Origin of the sequence: Amycolatopsis sp. A1MSW2902 (genome assembly GCF_017312175.1) — a bacterium.
In the GTDB taxonomy this organism is placed as follows: domain Bacteria; phylum Actinomycetota; class Actinomycetes; order Mycobacteriales; family Pseudonocardiaceae; genus Amycolatopsis; species Amycolatopsis nivea.
On the sequence record NZ_QJPO01000001.1, the window covers coordinates 7,172,468 to 7,190,541 of the forward strand.

An 18,074-nucleotide genomic window follows, 5' to 3' on the forward strand; every position below is an offset into this window, starting at 1 on the left:
TTCAGTGCGCGGGCAGCATTCCCGAACGCGAGCCGTGCACTCCGTCGGGTTCCGGTTCCGGCTCGACCGGAGCCATCGGCTGCTGCGGCACGTCAGCGGAGTAGTCCGGCATGTTCGGCCGCACGCCGAGCTTGAACTTCGGCACCCGCAACGCGACCTTCATCCCCGCCCCCGGCGCGGTTTCGACGGTGAGCGCGTAATCCTCGCCGAACACCTGCCGCATGCGCTGGTTGATGTTGCCGAGCCCGACGTGCGCGCCGGTGCGGTGTGCGTTGCGCAGATCGGTGAGCTGCCGCGGATCCATGCCGATGCCGTCGTCCTCGACCGTGATCAGCGCTTCGTGCCCGTCGTCCCGCGCGATCACCGTGACGCACCCGCCGCTCGGCTTGCTGGCCAGACCGTGTTTGACGGCGTTCTCGACGAGCGGCTGAATGATCAGGAACGGCACGACGACGCTGAGCACCTCGGGCGCGATCTTCATCCGCACCTCGAGCCGGCCGCCGAACCTCGCGTTCTCGATGGTCAGGTAGCGGTCGATGTTGCGCAGTTCCTCGGCGAGCGTGGTGTACATGCCGGACGTGCGGAACGAGTAGCGCGTGAAGTCCGCGAAGTCTTGGAGGAGTTCGCGCGCTTCCTCCGGATCGGTGCGGATGAGCGCGGAGATGGTGTTGAGCGCGTTGTAGACGAAGTGCGGCGAGATCTGCGCGCGCAGTGCTTTGATTTCCGCCTGCTGCAGCTGATTGCGCGATTCTTCGAGCCGCGCGAGCTCGAACTGCGTGCAGACGAACTGACCCACCGCCTCAGCCATCTGCACCAGCTTGCCGCGCGTGCGCCCGACGACGATCAGCGTCGCCTCGGCCTCGCCCTCAACAAGAATGGGAACGATCGCGGCGGTCTTCATCTTGCAAGTGCCCCGGTGATTGCAAGGCATCTTGTTGTGATCAGCGACGGCCCGCCGGTGCTTGCGCAACGCGGTCCCGATGTCCTCGACGACGTCCAGGTAATGATCGGTGGCCTCGCCCGCCCAGGACAGCAGCGTGCCTTCACTGTCGGTGATGCCGACGGCGAGACAGTCGAGCACCTCGAGCAGCTCCGCCGTCATCCGGTTGGCGGCCTCCTCGTCGAGCCCCGCCCGCAAGTTGGGCGTGGCCTTGGACATCCGGTGAACGGCCTGGAGAACGGCGTCCTGGATGACCCCCTTGGGCCGGCGCGCCCGGAAGGCGAGGACCAGCACCACGATCACCAGGATGCCGACCAGAACCCACGGGACGACCAGCGCATAGGGGAAGTCGGACACGACGTCCATGCTCTGCGCTCGACCGACCGGGTGCAAGGTCTGCTCCCCACTTTCTGTCCAGTAGCGACGCCGAGAGTGGGCAAACCCTACCGTCACTCCCGGTGAGCGTGAGGATCTTGCGCCATTCGAGTGGTGGCGGTGGCTGTGGGTCGCCAATGGGTGGGGTGAAGGGACCCTTCATGACTACGGATGGTTAGGGGTGAAGGGACCCTTCATTGCTTGCTAGTGCGGATGAGGGTTCTTGGGTGGTTTCGGGATGGATTCGCGGGGCGGCCCTTCCGGCAATTTGGGCTCGGCGCTGCCCACCTGGCAATGGCTCGGCGCTGCCCTCCTGGCAATTCGGGCCTGGGGGCCGGTTGTCCTGGCAACTGGGGGCGGCCTTCGCGGCAATTCGAGCCCCGGGGCGGCTGTCCTGGCAACCGCGGGCGGACCTCCTAGCAATTCGGACCCCCGGCTGCTCGCCTGGCACCCCCCCCCGGCGATTCGAACCCCGGGGCCGCTCTCCCGGCAACCGCGGGCGGCACTCTCGGCAATTCGGACCCGGGGCAGCTCTCCTGGCGACCGCGGACAGCCCTCCCGGCAATTCGGGCCCGGAGGCGGCCCTCCCGGCGATGCCGAGTGCTGGCCGCCTCGCCAGCGGCTTCTCGCACGCGGAGCGTGCGGCCAAGTGTCGTGAGGGGAACCCTCACGGAATCTGATTCCCTGAAGGGGCCCCTCACGACACCCGCGCTACGCCCCTCGCAACCTGCGCAGCTCCCGCACAACCCTCTGAGACCTCACGACACCGCGATGGTCTTGGCGCGAATCACGCCGAGAATCCCTCCGGAGTAGCCCTTCACTCGCGAGACCAGGTGCCCCACCACCCGCCGCGAAGTCTCTCCGTGGCCACGCCCCGCGATGCGGACGTCGAAGCATTCAGAGAACCAACCGCAGCCGATGCACCCAACGATCGGTGCACCCACACCACCCCCGCACCCCGATACGAAGCCCAAATGCGGTCTGGGGGTGCTTGTCAAGGCATCTTTCCCGCCTTGACAAGCACCCCCAGACCGTCATCACAATCAAGCTTCGGGGTGCCCCACGCAACCCCCGTGCGCAATGTCGCCGCCAGGCGACGAGCCGCCCAAAACAGACGCAGAACTACTTCAACAACCGAGACATCCGCCGATCAGCCAACGGCTTCCCGCCAGTCTGACAAGTCGCGCAATACTGAAACGACTTATCCGCAAACGAAATCTCCCGCACAGTATCCCCGCAAACCGGGCAAGGAAGCCCAGTCCGAGCATGCACCCGCAGCCCAGACCGCTTCTCCCCCTTCAACCGCGCGGCCTTCTGCCCCACCGACCGCGACACAGCGTCCGTCTCCACCTCGCGGATCGCCTCGGCCAGGACCTCCAACGCGCCCTCGTCCAGCTTCCCCACAGTCGCATAAGGCGACAACTTCGCCCGATGCATGATCTCGTCCGAATAAGCGTTCCCGATCCCCGCGATCAACGACTGATCAGTCAACGCCCACTTCAGCCGAGTCCCCTTCCCTTGGAACAACTCCCGCAACTGCGAAGCGTCAATCGCCAGCGCGTCCGGCCCCAGCCGGGCCACGCTCGCCACCTCGGACGGGTCCGCGACGATCCACACCGCCAGGCCCTTCTTCGTCCCCGCCTCGGTGAGATCGAAGCCAGGACCGGAAGCCGACTCCAGATGCACCCGCAGCGAGATCGGCCCCTTGCCCGGCTTCAACGGAGCCGGGGACAGCCCGTCCGACCAGCGCAGCCAGCCAGCGCGCGCCAGGTGCACCACCAGGTGCAAATCGCCCAGGACGACATCCAGATGCTTGCCGTGCCGAGTCGCGTCGGTGATTTCGCGGCCGTGCAGCTCGGTGTACGGCGGCACCGCGGTCTTCAGCACGCTCAGCGACGCGACGTCGAGCCGGAAAACGGTGCTTCCCACGGCGTGTTCGCGCAGGTGGTGGGCCAGTGCTTCGACCTCGGGCAACTCGGGCATGGCACCAGTCTCGCGCGCCGGCCCGGTTCCGGCCAGGTCTATTCGACCGGGTGCAGCGGACCGTCGAAGTCCGGCAGCGAATGCCTCTGGATCGTCTTCGAGATCCGCTTCACCTCGCCGGACACGGTGAACATGCCGCGGATCGTGCCGACCCAGCGCTCCGACGGCCGGTCGCCCGCGACGTCGCCCTCGGTCTCGGCGACCACCGTCCACGGGCGGCGCAGGATCCACCGCAGCGGGAAGAACAACACCACCAGCAGCAACGCCAGCAGCACCCACGCGGGCACCTTCACGACATCCGGGGTCCAGACCACCAGCGCGATCACCAGGAACCCCATGACCACGATCATCGCGATGCCAGGTCCGTAACTGCCCGCGACGTCGTGTTCGAAATCGTCAGCGGTGGCGGGAGCCCGCCACTCCATCTGGGCACGGACCACCCAATGGCGACCGTCTTCGCCGCGCACCAGCCGGTTCATCCTGTTGCCTCCCGGGCGACGTCGAACTCGCTCAACGTTACCGTGACCGTGCCGTCCAGCGCGAGGCGCTCACTGAGAGTTACTGGCGGTTTGCCGGGTTTTGGCTGTTCGGGAGCTTGCGTCCGCTGAGGAATCGGCCGAACCGGTGACGTCGTTCCCGGACGTGGAGTCCGTCTTGGCCGACTTCGAAGACTCGGCGGACTTCGAAGACTTGGTCGACTCAACCGGCTTGGAAGACTTCGGGCAGTCGGACGACTCAGTCGAGCTGGAAGACCGCGGAGCAGCCGACGCGTCGTGCCGCGACCCGGTCGGCGTGGTCGTGACCGACGGCGGCACGTACGAATCCGGCGAAGGCACGTACGACGAGGGCGGCGGAGCGTACGACGAAGGACTCGTGTCGTCCGTAGTCGTGCTCAGCACGCCCGGGCTCGACGAGTTCGTGGACGTGTCCAGATCCGACCGCGACTCCGTGCTCGACGACCGGCTCGTCATCGGCGACTCCGTACGACTGCCGTCCTGGCTCGGAAGATCATCCCGCGGCGTCGAACCAGTCGACCCAGCCGGCCCGGCCGAATCCGACGCCGACGAGGACTGCTCCCCGGACGCCGCCTGATGCACCGGCGGCAAATGCGGCACCTCGGCCACACCCAAATGCTGCGAAACCCCCGGATGAACCCCCACGTGCGCGGGCCGCGCGCTGCCGTTCAGCTGCCCGGAGATGACCCGCGGACCCTGCTGCGCCGGCGGCGGAGGCGGCTGCAACGCCAGCTCCGGCGCGCCCCCGCCCAACCCGACGTCCTGCACCGGATGCGACCCGAACACCAGCGGACCAGCGGTCAAACTCACCGCACCCGCCGCCGCGGTCGACGCCAGCGCCAGCCCCACCTTCACCTTCGAGCCGAACACCACGCTCTTCACCGTCGCGACCGCGCCAGCGGCCTTGCCGACCCCGGCCAGCGCCGGAACCGCGAGCACCAGCACCCCGGCATGCGCCCGCAACGACGAACACACATCCCGCAGCTCGTCCTGCGTCGCCCGGCACGACGGGCACCCCAGCAAATGCGCCTTGATCCGCTCCGCCTCCGCGCCGGTGACACTGCCCGCGGTGAACCCGCCCAGCTTCTCCACCACCGCGCGGCACGTCTCCGGACCCCGGTTCACCGACAAATGCGCCTGCAGATACGCCGCCCGCAACCCCTGCCGCGCCCGCCGCGCCAACGCCGCCGTCGCGTTCGCCGACAACCCGAAATGCGGAGCCACCATCGCCGGCTGCTCGCCCTCGACCTCGGTCTGCCACAGCACCGTCCGCCACCGCTCCGGCAAACTCGTGAACGCCGTCGTGATCAACGTGTGCTCAGCCGTCCGTGCGGGCGTGTCCACCCCGGCGCCCGCCCGGAACGTCAACTCGTCGTCAGTCACCGGGACATCGCGCCGAGCGCCATGCCACTCCCACGACACGCGGCGCGCGACCGTCAGCAAATAAGCCCGGATGTAATCCCGCGGACCCGCGCCGCGGCGCAACGCCTGCAGCACGCGGAAGAAGGTCTCCGCGGTGATGTCTTCAGCTTCGGAACGATCCGCCGCCAGACTCTGCGCCAATCTGCGCACGGCCGCGGCATGCAGCTCGAACAACTCCCCGAACGCGGCATCCTCGCCGTCGCGCAGCCGCTTCAAAAGTGCCTGCTCGTCGGATTCCGAGGCCGCTGGTGGCGGCGCCGTGCCCAGCTCGGTCATCCGGCAAGGCACCTCCTCCCCCGAAGGACTCACCACTGAAGTCGATTGGGGACACCATACGGAGCAGAGCGCCCGTCGTCACCCCTTGTGCGCTCGACGTGACGCGCAAGCACCACATCTCAGCAGGTCCACGCCAATAACGGGGCCCCCGAAAGTGTCACCGAGGCGACGGTATAGAGTGTCTTCAACACCGAGCACCAAGCGGTTAACGCGGATGTAGCGCAGCTGGTAGCGCATCACCTTGCCAAGGTGAGGGTCGCGGGTTCGAATCCCGTCATCCGCTCAGTCCCGAAGGCCCTGTATCCACAAAAAGCGTGGATACAGGGCCTTCGCCGTTTCACCCGGGGGCCCGAGCCCCCGGACCCCCACGGTGCCTTCGGCTGCGGTTGCGTGCGTGGGCGGCTTTGTAGCTTGCGGAGCAAGTGGAGAAGGTGCGTCGCGACCTTCCTGGTCCTGTCCTCTTACAGCTCGTAGGTGTCTAGGACTGTGGGGGCGATGGGGGACAGGTGTTCGTCTTTTTGTTCCGTTAGTTGGCCTCTTGCCATTCGGTAGACCTGGAACTCGTTGTCGTGTTCTGGGTGTTGGTCGTCCCAGATGTGCAGGAGGCCGTAGGAGCCTGGGGCCAGTTCTCCTACTCGGGCGAACGTTTCCAGCAGTTGCGGGGTGATGGCTCCGCCGTGTTTGTCCAGACCACCCAGATGGAGCATGGGCAGGCCTTCGCTCCAGCGGAGGTCTACCAGGTCCAGCATGGTTGTGTTGTTCAGCGAGCGGTGGACCCGTTCCACCAGGCGCTCCAGCAGAGCTGCGTCGTCGTCGCCCGTCGCGGTGGCGGCGATGGTCACCCAGCCGTGGTATTCGAACACGTGCGAGACGGTAGCAGCGGCGGTGATCAGCGGGTCAGCGCAGAGGGCTGGCCGTCCCGGCGGAGCTGGTTCGTGAGGATGCCGTCGGCGTGCTTTTCGACCGCGGGGAGCAAATTTTCGCCGAAGACGCACAGGGTGCGCTCCCACGGGTGGCCGAGCGTGCCGTAGCTGAAATCGGCGGCGAGGAACAGGTGGTAGTCGCCGCGCGGGAAGACCGAGACCGGCCACGGCGCGTTCTGCTGCATGCGATGCGGCCAGAACTTGAACGACTGATGCTGCCAATGCAGGACCCACAGCCAGTCGTCCTCGGCGGTGACCTCCTGAAGCGCGGCCAGCACGGCGCGGGCCACGTCGTGCTCTTCCACCGCGTACGGGCCGAGGCGGAACTCGGCCGAGGCGCGGTCGTACTCGCCGGTGGAGAGATCCCAGGCAGCCGACGGGCTCGGCTCATGGAAGCCGGGCCAATCGTGCGCGAAGGTGCTCGGCCAGAACCTGAGCTTGTCGTGCACCCAATACCAAGCGGGTTCGTCAGCCACTCGCGAGAGCGGCTCCCAGGCTGCAGCAGCGTTCACTTGTCGACCTCGAAGTCATCGGCCGGGCTCGAAACTGCCGAAAGCTTCGTGTCCGGGACCGGGATTGTCCAGTCCACCGGAGCCGAGCGCCAAGCTGTCACTCGACCGGGTGGCCCGCGGACCGGGAAACAGCGCCCGGTCCGCAGGTTCCTTACCCGAGACCCGTGCCGGTCATGCACGGAGCAGTTATGCGGCGCGCCACAGCGTGACGAACGCCGACGCCTCGCTGAACGCCCACGGCCGCAGCCGCTCCCGGTCCCGCGCCGACAAGGTGAACTCCTTCGCCCGGCGCACGTCCACGACCAGCGCCTCCCCGCCCGGCAGCAGATCCGGCATGCCCTCGGTGAGCAGCCACAACGCGAGCTGCGCGGCGTCCCGGGTGAGCGGCTCCTCCTTGAAGTACAGCCAGGTGGCGAACCGGCGGCCGTTCGACTTCCGCAGCCCTAGCTGCGGGCTGATGCCGATCTCCAGCTCGCCGAGCGCGAACCTCGCCCGCCCGACTTCGATCAGCTTCGGATCGCGCCTGCCGAGGTAACGCAGCCAGCCCTCGGCGATGGCGGCGTAATGCGGACGCGTGCGCTCGTCGGCGTTGTTGACCAGCGCGCGCATGGCCACCTCGTCCTGCCGCGCCGCCCGGCCGGCCCGCACCGCGTTCGCCGCGCGCCGGTAGTAGTTGAACGCCGCCCGGGCCGGGTCCTCGTACAGCCGGCGCTGCCTGCGGACGAACGACGAACGCGACGGGCCCTTGCTGGCGCTGTACCCGACGAACGTGGGCAGCGTGACGTATGCCGACTGAGAACTGGTCATGGGCGGCCGCCTTCCGGTGGATGGTTTCCCCAGTACACGGCCAATTTTAGAACATATGTACGACAGTTTTTGCCGCTTAACGGGTGACCGGCGGCCACGGACCCGCCAGTACCGCGCGCGCCTGCTGCAGAACCTGGTCCTCGCAGTAGCTGACCGGCGTGACATCGGTCGGAATCCAGGTCGCGAGCATCGCCAGCCACTGCCGCAGCTCGGCGAGCGCGACCGGATGGCCGAGCCGTCCGTCGAGGGCCTTGACGCTCTTCGCGGCCACGGCGAGCCGGACGTCGCCGCGCACCATCTCGCCGAGGTGTTCGCCGAGCAGCTGCCATTGGGCCGCGGTGGCGTCGGCCGGGAGTTCGATGCCCAGCTCCTCGACCACGTGCGAGAACGCGGCGGAAACCGCTTGGTGGTTCCGGTGGTCGAGGGCGGCCAGTTCGGGAAGGGAGGGCGCTTCGAGGCCCTCGCCGACGGCCCGCGCCCCGGCCTCGACGAGTTCGGCAGCGGTGATGTCGAGACCGGCGAGCCGATCCACGGCAAGGGCGGCGAGCGCACCGCGCGCGGAGGACATGCTCCCGATCGTACGGACCCGCCGGTTTTCCTGGCGGTCTCGCGAAGCGGACGCCTGATCTGGGCTGATCTTGTGCACCTGAGCCCCACGGAGCCAGAGCGCGTGGAACACTGTCGCCCGAACCGGTGACAGGGGGTTGCGTGATGAGCTGGCAGGAAGAGCTCCGGCGCTTGGACGCGGAGTTGGCCGCCGGCCGCCTCGGACACGCCGAACACCGCCGCCAGCGCGACGAACTGCTCGCCGAGGCGTCGGGCGGCGGGGCGGCTTCGCCCGTGGCGTCGCCGTTGCGGCAGGACGCGCCGTCGGCGAGCGAGTCACCCGCCTGGAGCACACCGGCCGCCCAGGCCACCGCGACGCCCGCCGGATCGGACAGCCAGGCGGCAGCGGAGCCGAGCACCTCCACCGGCAGCGCGAGCGCCCCGGCCCAGGGTGCTTCCGTCGACAACAGCGCGAGCACTACGCAGGTCGTGGCGACCATGCCGGAGCACGACCCGACGAGCACGCTCCGGCTGGGCTCCACCTCGCCGGGCACCCCGCCCGGAGGCACCTCGGCACCCGAGCAGCCCGCCGCCAACCCGGCGGCCACCGCTAACTCAGCTGCGACGACCAGCTCAGCAGCCACCACCAGCCCGGCGGCTGCGCCAAACTCAGCAGCCACGACCGACGGGGCAGCGCCCTTCTTCTCGCAGCCGCAGAGCCCGGCAGCCCAGCCGCAGACCACGGTCACGCCGCCGCCGAGCACGCCGAGCCAAGCCGGACCTCCTCCGCCGCACCAGCCGCAGCCGCAGCTGCCCGCCCAGCCGGGAACCTGGCCGGGCGTCGCCCCCGTGCAGTGGCACACCCCCGGCCAGCAGCAACAGCCGAGCCAGCAGCAACCGGGTCAGCAGCAACAGCCGGTCGTCGGCTGGGCCAGCACCAACCCGGCGATGCCCGCGCCGGAACCGCCCGCGGTCGAATCGTTCCTGAATTCCGGGGCTGCGGTCCCGTCGGCCGAAAAGCCGCAGCCCGCCTTCTCGCACACCCCGGGCACCCCGTTTTCCACCGACCGGCCGACCACCGCGCCGAGCCCCGCCGACGACCGGCCCACCGCGGTCTTCGGGGCGATCCCGGCGAACGGCCAGCCGGAGCCGCGCCGGCTCTGGGAGGACGACGCCAAGCCTCGCCGCGGCAAGCCGACGTGGCTGTTCCTGTCGCTGGCCGTGCTCGTGGTGCTTGCGCTGGTCGTCGGCGGCATCTGGTTCCTCGGCAACAAGAACGACTCGAACGACACGGCCGCGCAGCCGCCCGCCGCGTCGTCCGCGCCGAACACCCAGCCGGCGTCGCTCGAGGACAAGCTGCCCACGCTGCCGGGCACGCCGAACCCGGAGAACTCGACCATGGCGCTGGACAAGGCGGTCCAGGCCAAGGCCGTTTCCGACGCCGACGCGAACCTCATGCGCGCGGCGGGCGCGGACCAGCTCGTCTACCACGCCTACGCAGGCACCGACGGCGGCACGACGCTCATCGCGGTCCCGGCGCCGTCCAAGGCGCAGGCCGGTCAGCTCGTCCAGGGGCTGCGGCAGAACCTCGTCACCGGCGGGTTCGACAGCAGCCCGCTCGGCCCGGCGGCCACCGATCTGCTCTACACCGGGAGCAGCCCGGCCGGACGCGTGATGGCCTTCTGGTACACCTCGGGCGGTGTGTCGGTCGGCATCGGCGTGTCGGGCCCGGTCGGCCAGGATCCGGCGGTGCTGCGCTCGCGGATGGAAGAGATCCGCGCGAAGGTCGCGGCCGCGCTGCCCGCCGGCTGAACACACCCCGGCGCACAAGGCCACCCGCCAGGTCACGCGGGGTCGGACCCGTGCACAATGTCCACGTCGTCACACACAATCGGGTAGCGACGACGCATTGACCGTCGCCATGCCGACAGATAAGGGGGGCCCTGGTGTCCTGGCAGGAGGAGCTGCGCCGGCTGGACGAGGAGCTCGCGTCAGGGCGACTGTCCGCGGACGACTATCGCATCCGGCGTGATCAGGTGCTGTCCTCGGCCGTCGGCCAGCAGGACCAGCCCGCCCCGCCGCAGAACCAGAGCGCGGACTCGACCCAGGTGATCGCGCCGGTCAGCCCGCCTGGAGGCGTCCCGCAGCAGCAGCCGCAGGCTCCGCAGCAGCCGCCCGCCGACGGCGGCGCCGAGCGCACTCAGGTCGTCCAGTCGTGGCAGACCCAGCAGCCGCCCGCGGACGCCGGTCCCGAGCGCACCCAGGTGGTGCAGCCGCAGCAGCACCAGCCGCAGGCGCACTACTCCCCGCCCGGCGGGTTCCCGCAGGGCACGCCGTCCTCGCCGCCCGGGGGCTTCCCGCAGCAGCAGCCGTGGAACGCCGCCGAGAGCGACCAGACCCCGCCGTGGGGCGGCGGCGATCTCCCGCCGCTCGGCCCGTCCGGTGGCGACTCCGAATGGGTCCGCCAGGGCCCGGAGTACTTCAGCGACAAGCCGAAGAAGAGCAACGGCAAGAAGATCGGCGCGATCGTCGGCGCCGTCATCGTGCTGGCCGGCATCGCGTTCGGCGCGTACTGGCTGTGGGGCCGCGACAGCGGAGGCGGCGGCACCGAGCAGACCACCGCGCAGCACCAGCCCGGTCCGTCTTCGGCCCCGAAGCCGCCGGACCCGCTCGGCGTCGCGACCATGCCGGGCAAGGCCGAGACGCACGACGACATCACGTCGTTCTCGCAGGTCGACACGCTGAAGTACCTCAACCCGCAGGAACTGAGCGCCTACCAGGCGGCGGGCGTGTCCAAGGTCAAGTTCGTCGTGTACCACCTCGAAGACGGCAACCTGATCACGCTGTTCCTCGCCCAGGCCAGCAGCCCGACCGCGGCGAAGACCGCGGCCGAGAAGCTGATGGAGGTCCAGGTCACGAACGGGGCCAAGCGCGACACCACCGCTCCGAACGGCGTGTACGCGACCTCGATCGACGCGAAGGAAGGCCAGTCGGCCCAGTCGCGCGGGCACTACGCGCACGGGAACGTGGTCGTCCGCGTCGAGGTGTCCGGCAAGAGCCAGACCTCCACCGATTTCACCACCGCGCTGAACCAGCAGCTCACGGTGCTGACCGCCGATGCCTGAGCCCGGGACCACCGCCTGCACGATCGTCGCCCGCAACTACGTGCCCGCGGCGCGCGTGCTGGCCCGCTCCTACCTCGAGCACCATCCGGGCGGCCGGTTCGTCATCGCGGTCATCGACGCCCCGCGCGATCAGTCGGACCGGGCCGGCGACGGACTCACCGTCGTCGGCCCGGCCGCGTTCGGCATCGACGAGGACGACTACCTGCGGATGGCGACCGCGTACTCGGTCACCGAACTCGCCACGTCGGTCAAGCCGTATCTGCTGCGCGAGCTGCTCAAAGAGTCCGAGGCGGCGATCTACCTCGACCCGGACATCGAGCTGTTCGCGCCGATCCCCGAGGTCGCCGAGCTCGCCAAAACGCACGACATCGTGCTCGCGCCGCACTTCCTGACCCCGTTGCCGCAGGACGGCATGGAGCCGGACGACGCGGTGATCATGGGCACCGGCATGTTCAACCTCGGCTTCATCGGCGTCGGCCGCGGCGCCGGGCCGTTCCTCGACTTCTGGGCGGGCAGGCTGCGCCACGACGCGATCGTCGCGCCCGAGCAGCAGCTGTTCACCGACCAGCGCTGGGTCGACCAGGTGCCGTCGCTGTTCCGGCACCACGTCGTCACCGACCCCGGATTCGACGTCGCGTACTGGAACCTCCACGAGCGGCCGATCGGCCGCGACAAGGACGGCGCCTTGACCGCGGGCGGCGCGAAGCTGCGGTTCTTCCACTTCAGCGGCTACCGGCCGGAGAAGCCGTGGCTGCTCAGCTTCCACTGCGCGCGCAAGCCGCGGGTGCTGCTGTCGCACAACGACGACCTTCGCGCGATCTGCGATTCGTACGGCACGAAGCTGCGCGAAGCGGGGTACGCCGAGTCGCTCGACTCGATTCCGTACGGCTTCAAGGACTTCCAGGACGGCACGCCGGTGCCGAAGCTCGCGCGGCGCGTTTTCCGCGAGGGCTGGATCAAGGCCGAGCGCAAGAAGAAGCCCGCGCCGCCGCACGCGTACGCCGAGGACGGCGGGCTCGCGCTGCGCGAATGGCTCGCCACGCCGGAGGACCAGGGCCAGGCCGCGGCCGGGCTGAACCGGCTGACGCACGCGATCTGGGCGTCGCGGATCGACCTGCAGATGGCGTTCCCGCACCCCTACGGCGACGACGCGGACGGCTTCCGGCACTGGTGCGCCGGGTCCGGCGTCTCCGAGGCCGGGCTGCCGGAGTGGGCGCTGCCGTCCGAACCGGTCTCGACCCGTCCGCCGCACGACGAGTTCGGCGTGAACCTGCTCGGCTACCTGACCGCGGAGCTCGGGCTCGGCGAGATGGGCCGGATCGTGCTCGAGGCGATCGAAACCGGCGGCGTGCCGGTGGCCACGGTGCTGGAGGAGAAGGCGGTCTCGAACCGCACCGGCATCGAGCGGCCCGCGACCGTCGGCGATCCGCGGTTCCCGGTCAGCGTGTTCGCGGTGAACGCGGACCAGACGCGCACGATCCTGACCAACCATCCCGAGGTCGGCGCCGGGCGCTACCGGATCGGGCTGTGGGCGTGGGAACTCGAAGACTTCCCGCAGTGGCAGCACGAAGCGTTCGGGATGCTCGACGAGGTCTGGACGGTCAGCGACTTCTGCCGCCGCGCGTTCGCCGCGCATTCGACGATCCCGGTCAAGACGATCCCGGTGCCGGTGCGCGATCCGGGCGAGCCGTCGCCGCCCGCGCGCGACAAGGGCGAGCCGGTGCGGTTCCTGTTCGCGTTCGACTTCAACAGCGTCGCGGAGCGCAAAAACCCTTGGGGCGCGGTAGAAGCGTTCCAGCGGGCGTTCCCGGGGCGCGAGGACGTCCGGCTCACCGTCAAGGCGATCAACGCGAAGCTGCACCCGCAGGCCGCCGAACGGCTGCGCGCGGTGGTCCGCGGCGACGACCGGATCGAACTGGTCGAGCGCTACCTCAGCGTCGCGGAACTGCACGAGCTGTACGAGACCAGCACCGCGTACGTTTCGCTGCACCGCAGCGAGGGTTTCGGGCTCACCGTCGCCGAGGCGATGGCCCGTGCGATGCCGGTGATTTCGACGGATTACTCCAGCACCACGGAATTCCTCGACGCGTCCACCGGCTGGCCGATCCCGTACCGGCTGGTGCCGGTCGGCGAGGGCAACTACCCGTACCACGCCGACGCGGTCTGGGCGGAGCCCGATCTGAACGCCGCCGCGGCCGCGATGGTGCAGATCGCCGACGATCCGGACGAGGCGACTGCTCGCGGCCGGCGCGCGCGGGAGGTCGTCCTGCGCGAACGGTCGATGGCGACCGCGGCCGAGTGGATGCGGCGTGAGCTGGAGCAGGCGCACGAGACGTGGCAGGAGCGGCAGCGCGCCGCGACCCCGCCACCGGAGCACCCGCTCAGCCCGCTGCAGCAGGCGACCGAGGCGTTGCGCTGGCGTCCGGAAGCGAGCGCGCCGTCGCGACTGCCGCTCGCGCCCGCGCTGCGCAAGGCCGTGTTGCGCGCGATCGACCACTACGACGTGCACCAGCGCCAGGTGATGGGTGCGCTGCTCGCGGCGACCGAGGACAGCAACCGGCGGTTGCTGGACCGGATCGAAGGCCTGGAACGCAACATCGACGAATCACGGCGGGCGGCGTTGTCCACGCGCACGCTCGGCGAACGGCTCGAAGCGTTGCGCGGCACGGTCAACGAGTTGCGTCGGCAGGCTCCGGAAACGGACCTGGCTCTGCGCAATCTCGAAGCGGACGTGGCGAAGCTCGCCGAGGGCTACGACGGCGTCGGCGCGGAGGTCGAAGCCGCCGCGGGAACCGTGCACAAGATGTTCGCGCGGCGCGACGAACGGCTCGACGCCGACGAGAAGGCCATCCAGCGGGTGACCCTCGACGTCAGCGCGATGCGGGACGCGGCGCGGCTCCGGCACGCTCCGGTGCCGCGCGGGGCGGACGTCGTCCAGTGCGATGTCGGCGCGCTGCTGATGCCGGTCGACGAGGTCATGCTGCCGTGGATCCTGTTCCACCGGTCCTGGGAGGACAGCGAGGCCGAGCTGATGGCTTCGCTGGCGGACGGCGCGTTCCTCGACATCGGCGCGCACGTCGGCTACCACACGCTGCGGCTGCTGCGGGCCACTCCGGAAGTGACCAGGGTGATCGCGGTGGAGGCCGATCCGGTCAACGCCGCGTACCTGCGCCGCAACGTCGAGGTCAACCTGCCCGCGGCGGCGGGCGAGCTGGTCACCGTGGTCGAGTCGGCCGCGTGGGACGAGCCCGGCACCGTGCACCTGGCGCAGGCGACCCCCGGCAACAGCGGCGACAACCGGGTCACCGTGGACGGTTCCGGTGTCGAGGTCCCGGCGGTGCGGCTGGATTCCGTGCCCGAGGTGACCGAGCAGCGGATCAGCCTGGTGAAGGTCGATCTGCAGGGCCGCGACCACCGTGCGCTGGCGGGGCTGGCCGAGGTGCTGCGCCGCGACCGGCCGCACGTGGTGTGCGAGTTCGACCCGGGCGCGATCGCCGAACTGGGCGACGACCCGGCCGCCGTGCTCGCCGGGTACCGCTCGTTCGGCTACACGCTGAAGGTGGTCACCGACGACGGTCCGTCCGACCAGGTGCTCGAAGATTCGGCGATCATCGCCACCGCTCGAGCGGACGAGAAGGAATTCGTCACGCTGTGGCTGGCGCCCTGACCTGATCGCGCACGTGGCGCCTCACGGTGCCACGTGCGCGATGGTCAGCAGAAACGCGCCGTACCAGGCACTTCCGACGGTGATCACCGGCAGCAGCACCGCCAGCACCCGGTTCGGCAGCTTCGCCAGCATGAGCGCGACCGGCACGGTCAGCACGAACGCCGGCAGCAGGAAACGCGCGCGGGACTGGAAGAAGTTCGAGGAGCACAGCGCGATCACCACGGTGAGCGTGCCGTAGATCTGCCACGGCAACGGCAGCTTCGTCGCCCAGGTCCAGAACTGCAGCACCGCCGCGGTGAGCACGACGAGCGCGGTCACGGTGATCCAGCTCGCGTTGTCCGAGGTGAGGCCTTCGCGAACCTGCGTCCAGGTGAAGACGCCGAAATCGAAGTGCATCTGCCAGGCGTTCTGCAGCCAGAACCAGCCGTCTGGGCGACCGGTCTGGATCCAGACGTAGCCGAGGTAGCCCAGCAGCCCGAGCGGCGCGATCAGCCCGCCTGCCCACGGCCGCCAGCCGTCGCGCCGCTGGAAAACCGCGATGAGCGCGGCGATGCCGACCGCGGCGATCAACGCCCCGGAACTCGCCCGCGTCAGCCCGGCCAGCACCGCGAATCCGCCCGCGACCAGCCATTCGCGGCGCGCGAGCATCACGAACGTCCAGGACACGAGCGCCATCAGCAGCGATTCCGAATACGCCAGGTGCAGTGCCGTCGAACCGGGCCCGATCGACCACAGCACCGCGACCAGCAGGCCCACCCGCGGTCCGGCCAGGTCGCGGCCCAACACGAAGAGGCCCCACGCCGCCGCGCACCCGGCCAGCAGCGAGATCGTCATCCCGGCCGCCAGCGGCGGGATCCCGACCAGGGTCAGCAGCGCCACCGTCGCCGGGTACAGCGGAAAGAACACGAGGCTGTTCTCGACCGGCAGCCCGTCGGCGCCGTGCACGACCGGCTGGTCGTAGCCGTGCTGGGCGACCGAGAGAAACCAGTTGGCGTCGAAGTTGTCGATGAACCGGCCCGGCGACACGTCGGCCTTCCAGCTCATCATCCACAGCACGCCGAACGCGACGATCTGGAACAGCAGGTAGAGGCTGATCGCGGGGGCGGCTTGGCGGAAAGCGGCGCGCAGGGTCGGCGAAGGCTCGACGGGACCGCCGAGACTGGACTGCTGCACGCTCCCCGAACTCCTGAACTACCTAGCGTGAAACCGGACGAATTCCTGCCTGATCGTACCTGGCGACTACATAATCCGAGGCCAGAACGGGTGTTGTGACTAATCCCCTGCTTACCGCCAATTGCGGGGAGTACGTCCGGGGCGGGGTGCGAGGCGGTAACCTTCACGAGGTTGTCGGTAGCGGAAGACGGGGGTGAGCACGCTGGCCGAGCCGAATTCCGCTGCCCTGGCCGACCCTTCGTCCGCGCCCGCGAAGAAAACCCGGATCGTCTTCATCGACATCGGCCGCGGCCTCGGCGCGCTGCTGGTCTTCTACAGTCACATCGCCCATCCGTGGGTCATCGCGAAGAACGACAAAGCCCCGTACGTCGACTTCATCGAGGCGCTCACGAGCGATCCGATGCACATGTCGAAGCAGGGCATCGGGCAGATCGCGGTGCCGTTCTTCTTCCTGGTCAGCGGTTTCGTCGTGACGCCGATCGCGCTGCGCCAGGGCACCGGCCGGTTCGCGCTCAACCGGTTCATCCGGGTCTACGCGCCGATGCTGTTCGTGGTGCTGCTGACCGCGTTCCTGCTGCTGGTGAACCTGCACCCGCCGTCGACCGGCCAGGCGCAGACGCTGAACCCGCTCACCGTCTTCACCAACACCACGCTGGTCAACTACCTGATCTACCCGCAGATCGTGCTGGTGCCGGTGGCCTGGACGATGATCGTCGAGGTCATCTTCTACCTGCTGCTCATGGCGGTGCTGCCGCTGCTGCGCCGGTGGGTGTGGCTCGCGATCGCGGTCGAACTGACCTTCATCTTCGTGGTGATGATGAGCCGGTCCCAGCTCGGACCGTCGTGGTCGCTGTTCGCGGTGAACGTCTCGTACCTGCCCGCGATGGTCATCGGCCAGGTCATCTGGGCGACGACCAAGAAGCAGATCCCGCTCTGGACCGGCGCGCTGTACGGCGGCTGCGCCTGGTCGCTGTACGTGCTGGCGGACGTCATCAACGTCGGCCGCGTGGACAGCTCGTACAACCTCGCGCTGGCGTTCGCCGTCGCCTGCTTCCTGATGGGCATGTTCGCCGAGGACCGGCTGAAGCAGCGCAAGATCTGGACCATGCTGTCCGAGCGCAGCTATTCGATCTACCTGCTGCACATGCTGGTCACGTTCGTGCTGCTGCAGCTGCTGCGCCCGGCGGTGCCGCTGCCGATCGCGCTGCTGATCGTGATCCCGGCGGTGTTCGGGGTGGTCGAGTTGAGCTACCGGTTCGTGGAACGGCCGAGCCACTCGCTGGCGCGACGGTTGTCGCACAAGCCGAAGCCGCCTCCGCCCGCGCCGGAAACGCCTGAGCCCCCGGTGGAACCGCCGGTCGAAACTCCGGGCGAAACGACTCAGCTCGTCGACGACGCCGAAGTGACCGCCGAGATCCCGAAGATTCCCGCCGAACCGCTGCCGCCGCGTCGTCCGGCGCCCCGGCCGCGTCCGGTGCAGAACGGGCGGATGCCGAGGAACGGAGCTCCGCCGCCGAACGACGCGCCGCGCGCGATGCCGCCGCGCGCGAACGGGGGCGCGCACCGGGCGCGTCCCGTCGAATCAGCCGTCGACCGCACCGCCGAACCGCCGGTGCGCCGGCCGATGCCGCCGCGCCGGCGTCCGTCAGCTCCGCCGGAGCTGCGCTACCAGCCGGACCAGGAAAACCAGGGCCAGCGCGGCGACCACGACGATCTCCCACGCCACGGGAACTCCTTCCGCCACACCCCTCGCTGAGCAGTGATGCTCTTCCGGTAAGGCGTGCGACGGTGGGACGACGTTCACCGACAC

13 protein-coding genes and 1 tRNA gene are annotated in these 18,074 nt (G+C 69.4%); 5 read left to right on the forward strand and 9 right to left on the reverse strand.

The window, feature by feature from the left end; translation table 11 throughout:
- Position 1: 1 nt before the first annotated feature.
- From DMP23_RS33390 to DMP23_RS33405, 4 genes are all read right to left on the reverse strand, one after another.
- The gene (locus tag DMP23_RS33390; RefSeq protein ID WP_037806955.1) at positions 2-1,306 is read right to left on the reverse strand and encodes a sensor histidine kinase; all 1,305 of its coding nucleotides are present in this window, start codon (positions 1,304-1,306) and stop codon (positions 2-4) included.
- Positions 1,307-2,437: 1,131 nt separating this feature from the next.
- Entirely contained in the window at positions 2,438-3,298 is an 861-nt protein-coding gene (locus DMP23_RS33395; RefSeq protein ID WP_037806953.1) for a DNA-formamidopyrimidine glycosylase family protein, read from the reverse strand.
- A 38-nt stretch (positions 3,299-3,336) separates the two neighbouring features.
- Positions 3,337-3,777 (reverse strand): DUF983 domain-containing protein, encoded by a 441-nt coding sequence (locus tag DMP23_RS33400; protein ID WP_009085725.1) that lies wholly within the window; start codon positions 3,775-3,777, stop codon positions 3,337-3,339.
- Between the two features lie 69 nt (positions 3,778-3,846).
- Entirely contained in the window at positions 3,847-5,511 is a 1,665-nt protein-coding gene (locus DMP23_RS33405) for a sigma-70 family RNA polymerase sigma factor (protein ID WP_337823468.1), read from the reverse strand.
- 210 nt (positions 5,512-5,721) lie between these two features.
- Between DMP23_RS33405 and DMP23_RS33410 the strand changes: the two genes are divergently transcribed.
- Positions 5,722-5,794, forward strand: a tRNA-Gly gene (locus tag DMP23_RS33410).
- 178 nt (positions 5,795-5,972) lie between these two features.
- Here DMP23_RS33410 and DMP23_RS33415 read toward each other — a convergent pair.
- From DMP23_RS33415 to DMP23_RS33430, 4 genes are all read right to left on the reverse strand, one after another.
- Positions 5,973-6,374 (reverse strand): Imm7 family immunity protein, encoded by a 402-nt coding sequence (locus DMP23_RS33415; protein WP_037806949.1) that lies wholly within the window; start codon positions 6,372-6,374, stop codon positions 5,973-5,975.
- A gap of 26 nt (positions 6,375-6,400) precedes the next feature.
- Positions 6,401-6,910 carry a DUF2716 domain-containing protein gene (locus tag DMP23_RS33420; protein ID WP_078870229.1) on the reverse strand — a complete coding sequence of 170 codons (510 nt, stop codon included), beginning with the start codon at positions 6,908-6,910 and terminating at the stop codon, positions 6,401-6,403.
- A gap of 222 nt (positions 6,911-7,132) precedes the next feature.
- Positions 7,133-7,753 carry a hypothetical protein gene (locus DMP23_RS33425; RefSeq protein WP_037806945.1) on the reverse strand — a complete coding sequence of 207 codons (621 nt, stop codon included), beginning with the start codon at positions 7,751-7,753 and terminating at the stop codon, positions 7,133-7,135.
- 76 nt (positions 7,754-7,829) lie between these two features.
- Entirely contained in the window at positions 7,830-8,321 is a 492-nt protein-coding gene (locus tag DMP23_RS33430) for a hypothetical protein (protein WP_275291115.1), read from the reverse strand.
- Positions 8,322-8,464: 143 nt separating this feature from the next.
- Between DMP23_RS33430 and DMP23_RS33435 the strand changes: the two genes are divergently transcribed.
- From DMP23_RS33435 to DMP23_RS33445, 3 genes are all read left to right on the forward strand, one after another.
- Positions 8,465-10,111 carry a hypothetical protein gene (locus tag DMP23_RS33435; protein WP_337823469.1) on the forward strand — a complete coding sequence of 549 codons (1,647 nt, stop codon included), beginning with the start codon at positions 8,465-8,467 and terminating at the stop codon, positions 10,109-10,111.
- 134 nt (positions 10,112-10,245) lie between these two features.
- A complete protein-coding gene (locus DMP23_RS33440; protein WP_134727998.1) occupies positions 10,246-11,424 on the forward strand; it encodes a hypothetical protein in 1,179 nt (392 codons plus the stop codon).
- Positions 11,417-15,091, forward strand: a complete 3,675-nt coding sequence (locus DMP23_RS33445; protein WP_337823470.1) for an FkbM family methyltransferase — start codon at positions 11,417-11,419, stop codon at positions 15,089-15,091. The genes DMP23_RS33440 and DMP23_RS33445 overlap by 8 nt, the downstream gene beginning before the upstream one ends.
- A gap of 21 nt (positions 15,092-15,112) precedes the next feature.
- Here the strand turns inward: DMP23_RS33445 and DMP23_RS33450 are convergent, their stop codons facing one another.
- Complete coding sequence (locus DMP23_RS33450) at positions 15,113-16,264, reverse strand: hypothetical protein (protein ID WP_337823471.1); 1,152 nt, start codon at positions 16,262-16,264, stop codon at positions 15,113-15,115.
- Between the two features lie 193 nt (positions 16,265-16,457).
- Here DMP23_RS33450 and DMP23_RS33455 point away from each other — a divergent pair, with 193 nt between their 5' ends.
- Positions 16,458-18,020 carry an acyltransferase family protein gene (locus DMP23_RS33455; RefSeq protein WP_337823472.1) on the forward strand — a complete coding sequence of 521 codons (1,563 nt, stop codon included), beginning with the start codon at positions 16,458-16,460 and terminating at the stop codon, positions 18,018-18,020.
- The last annotated feature ends 54 nt before the right edge of the window (positions 18,021-18,074 follow it).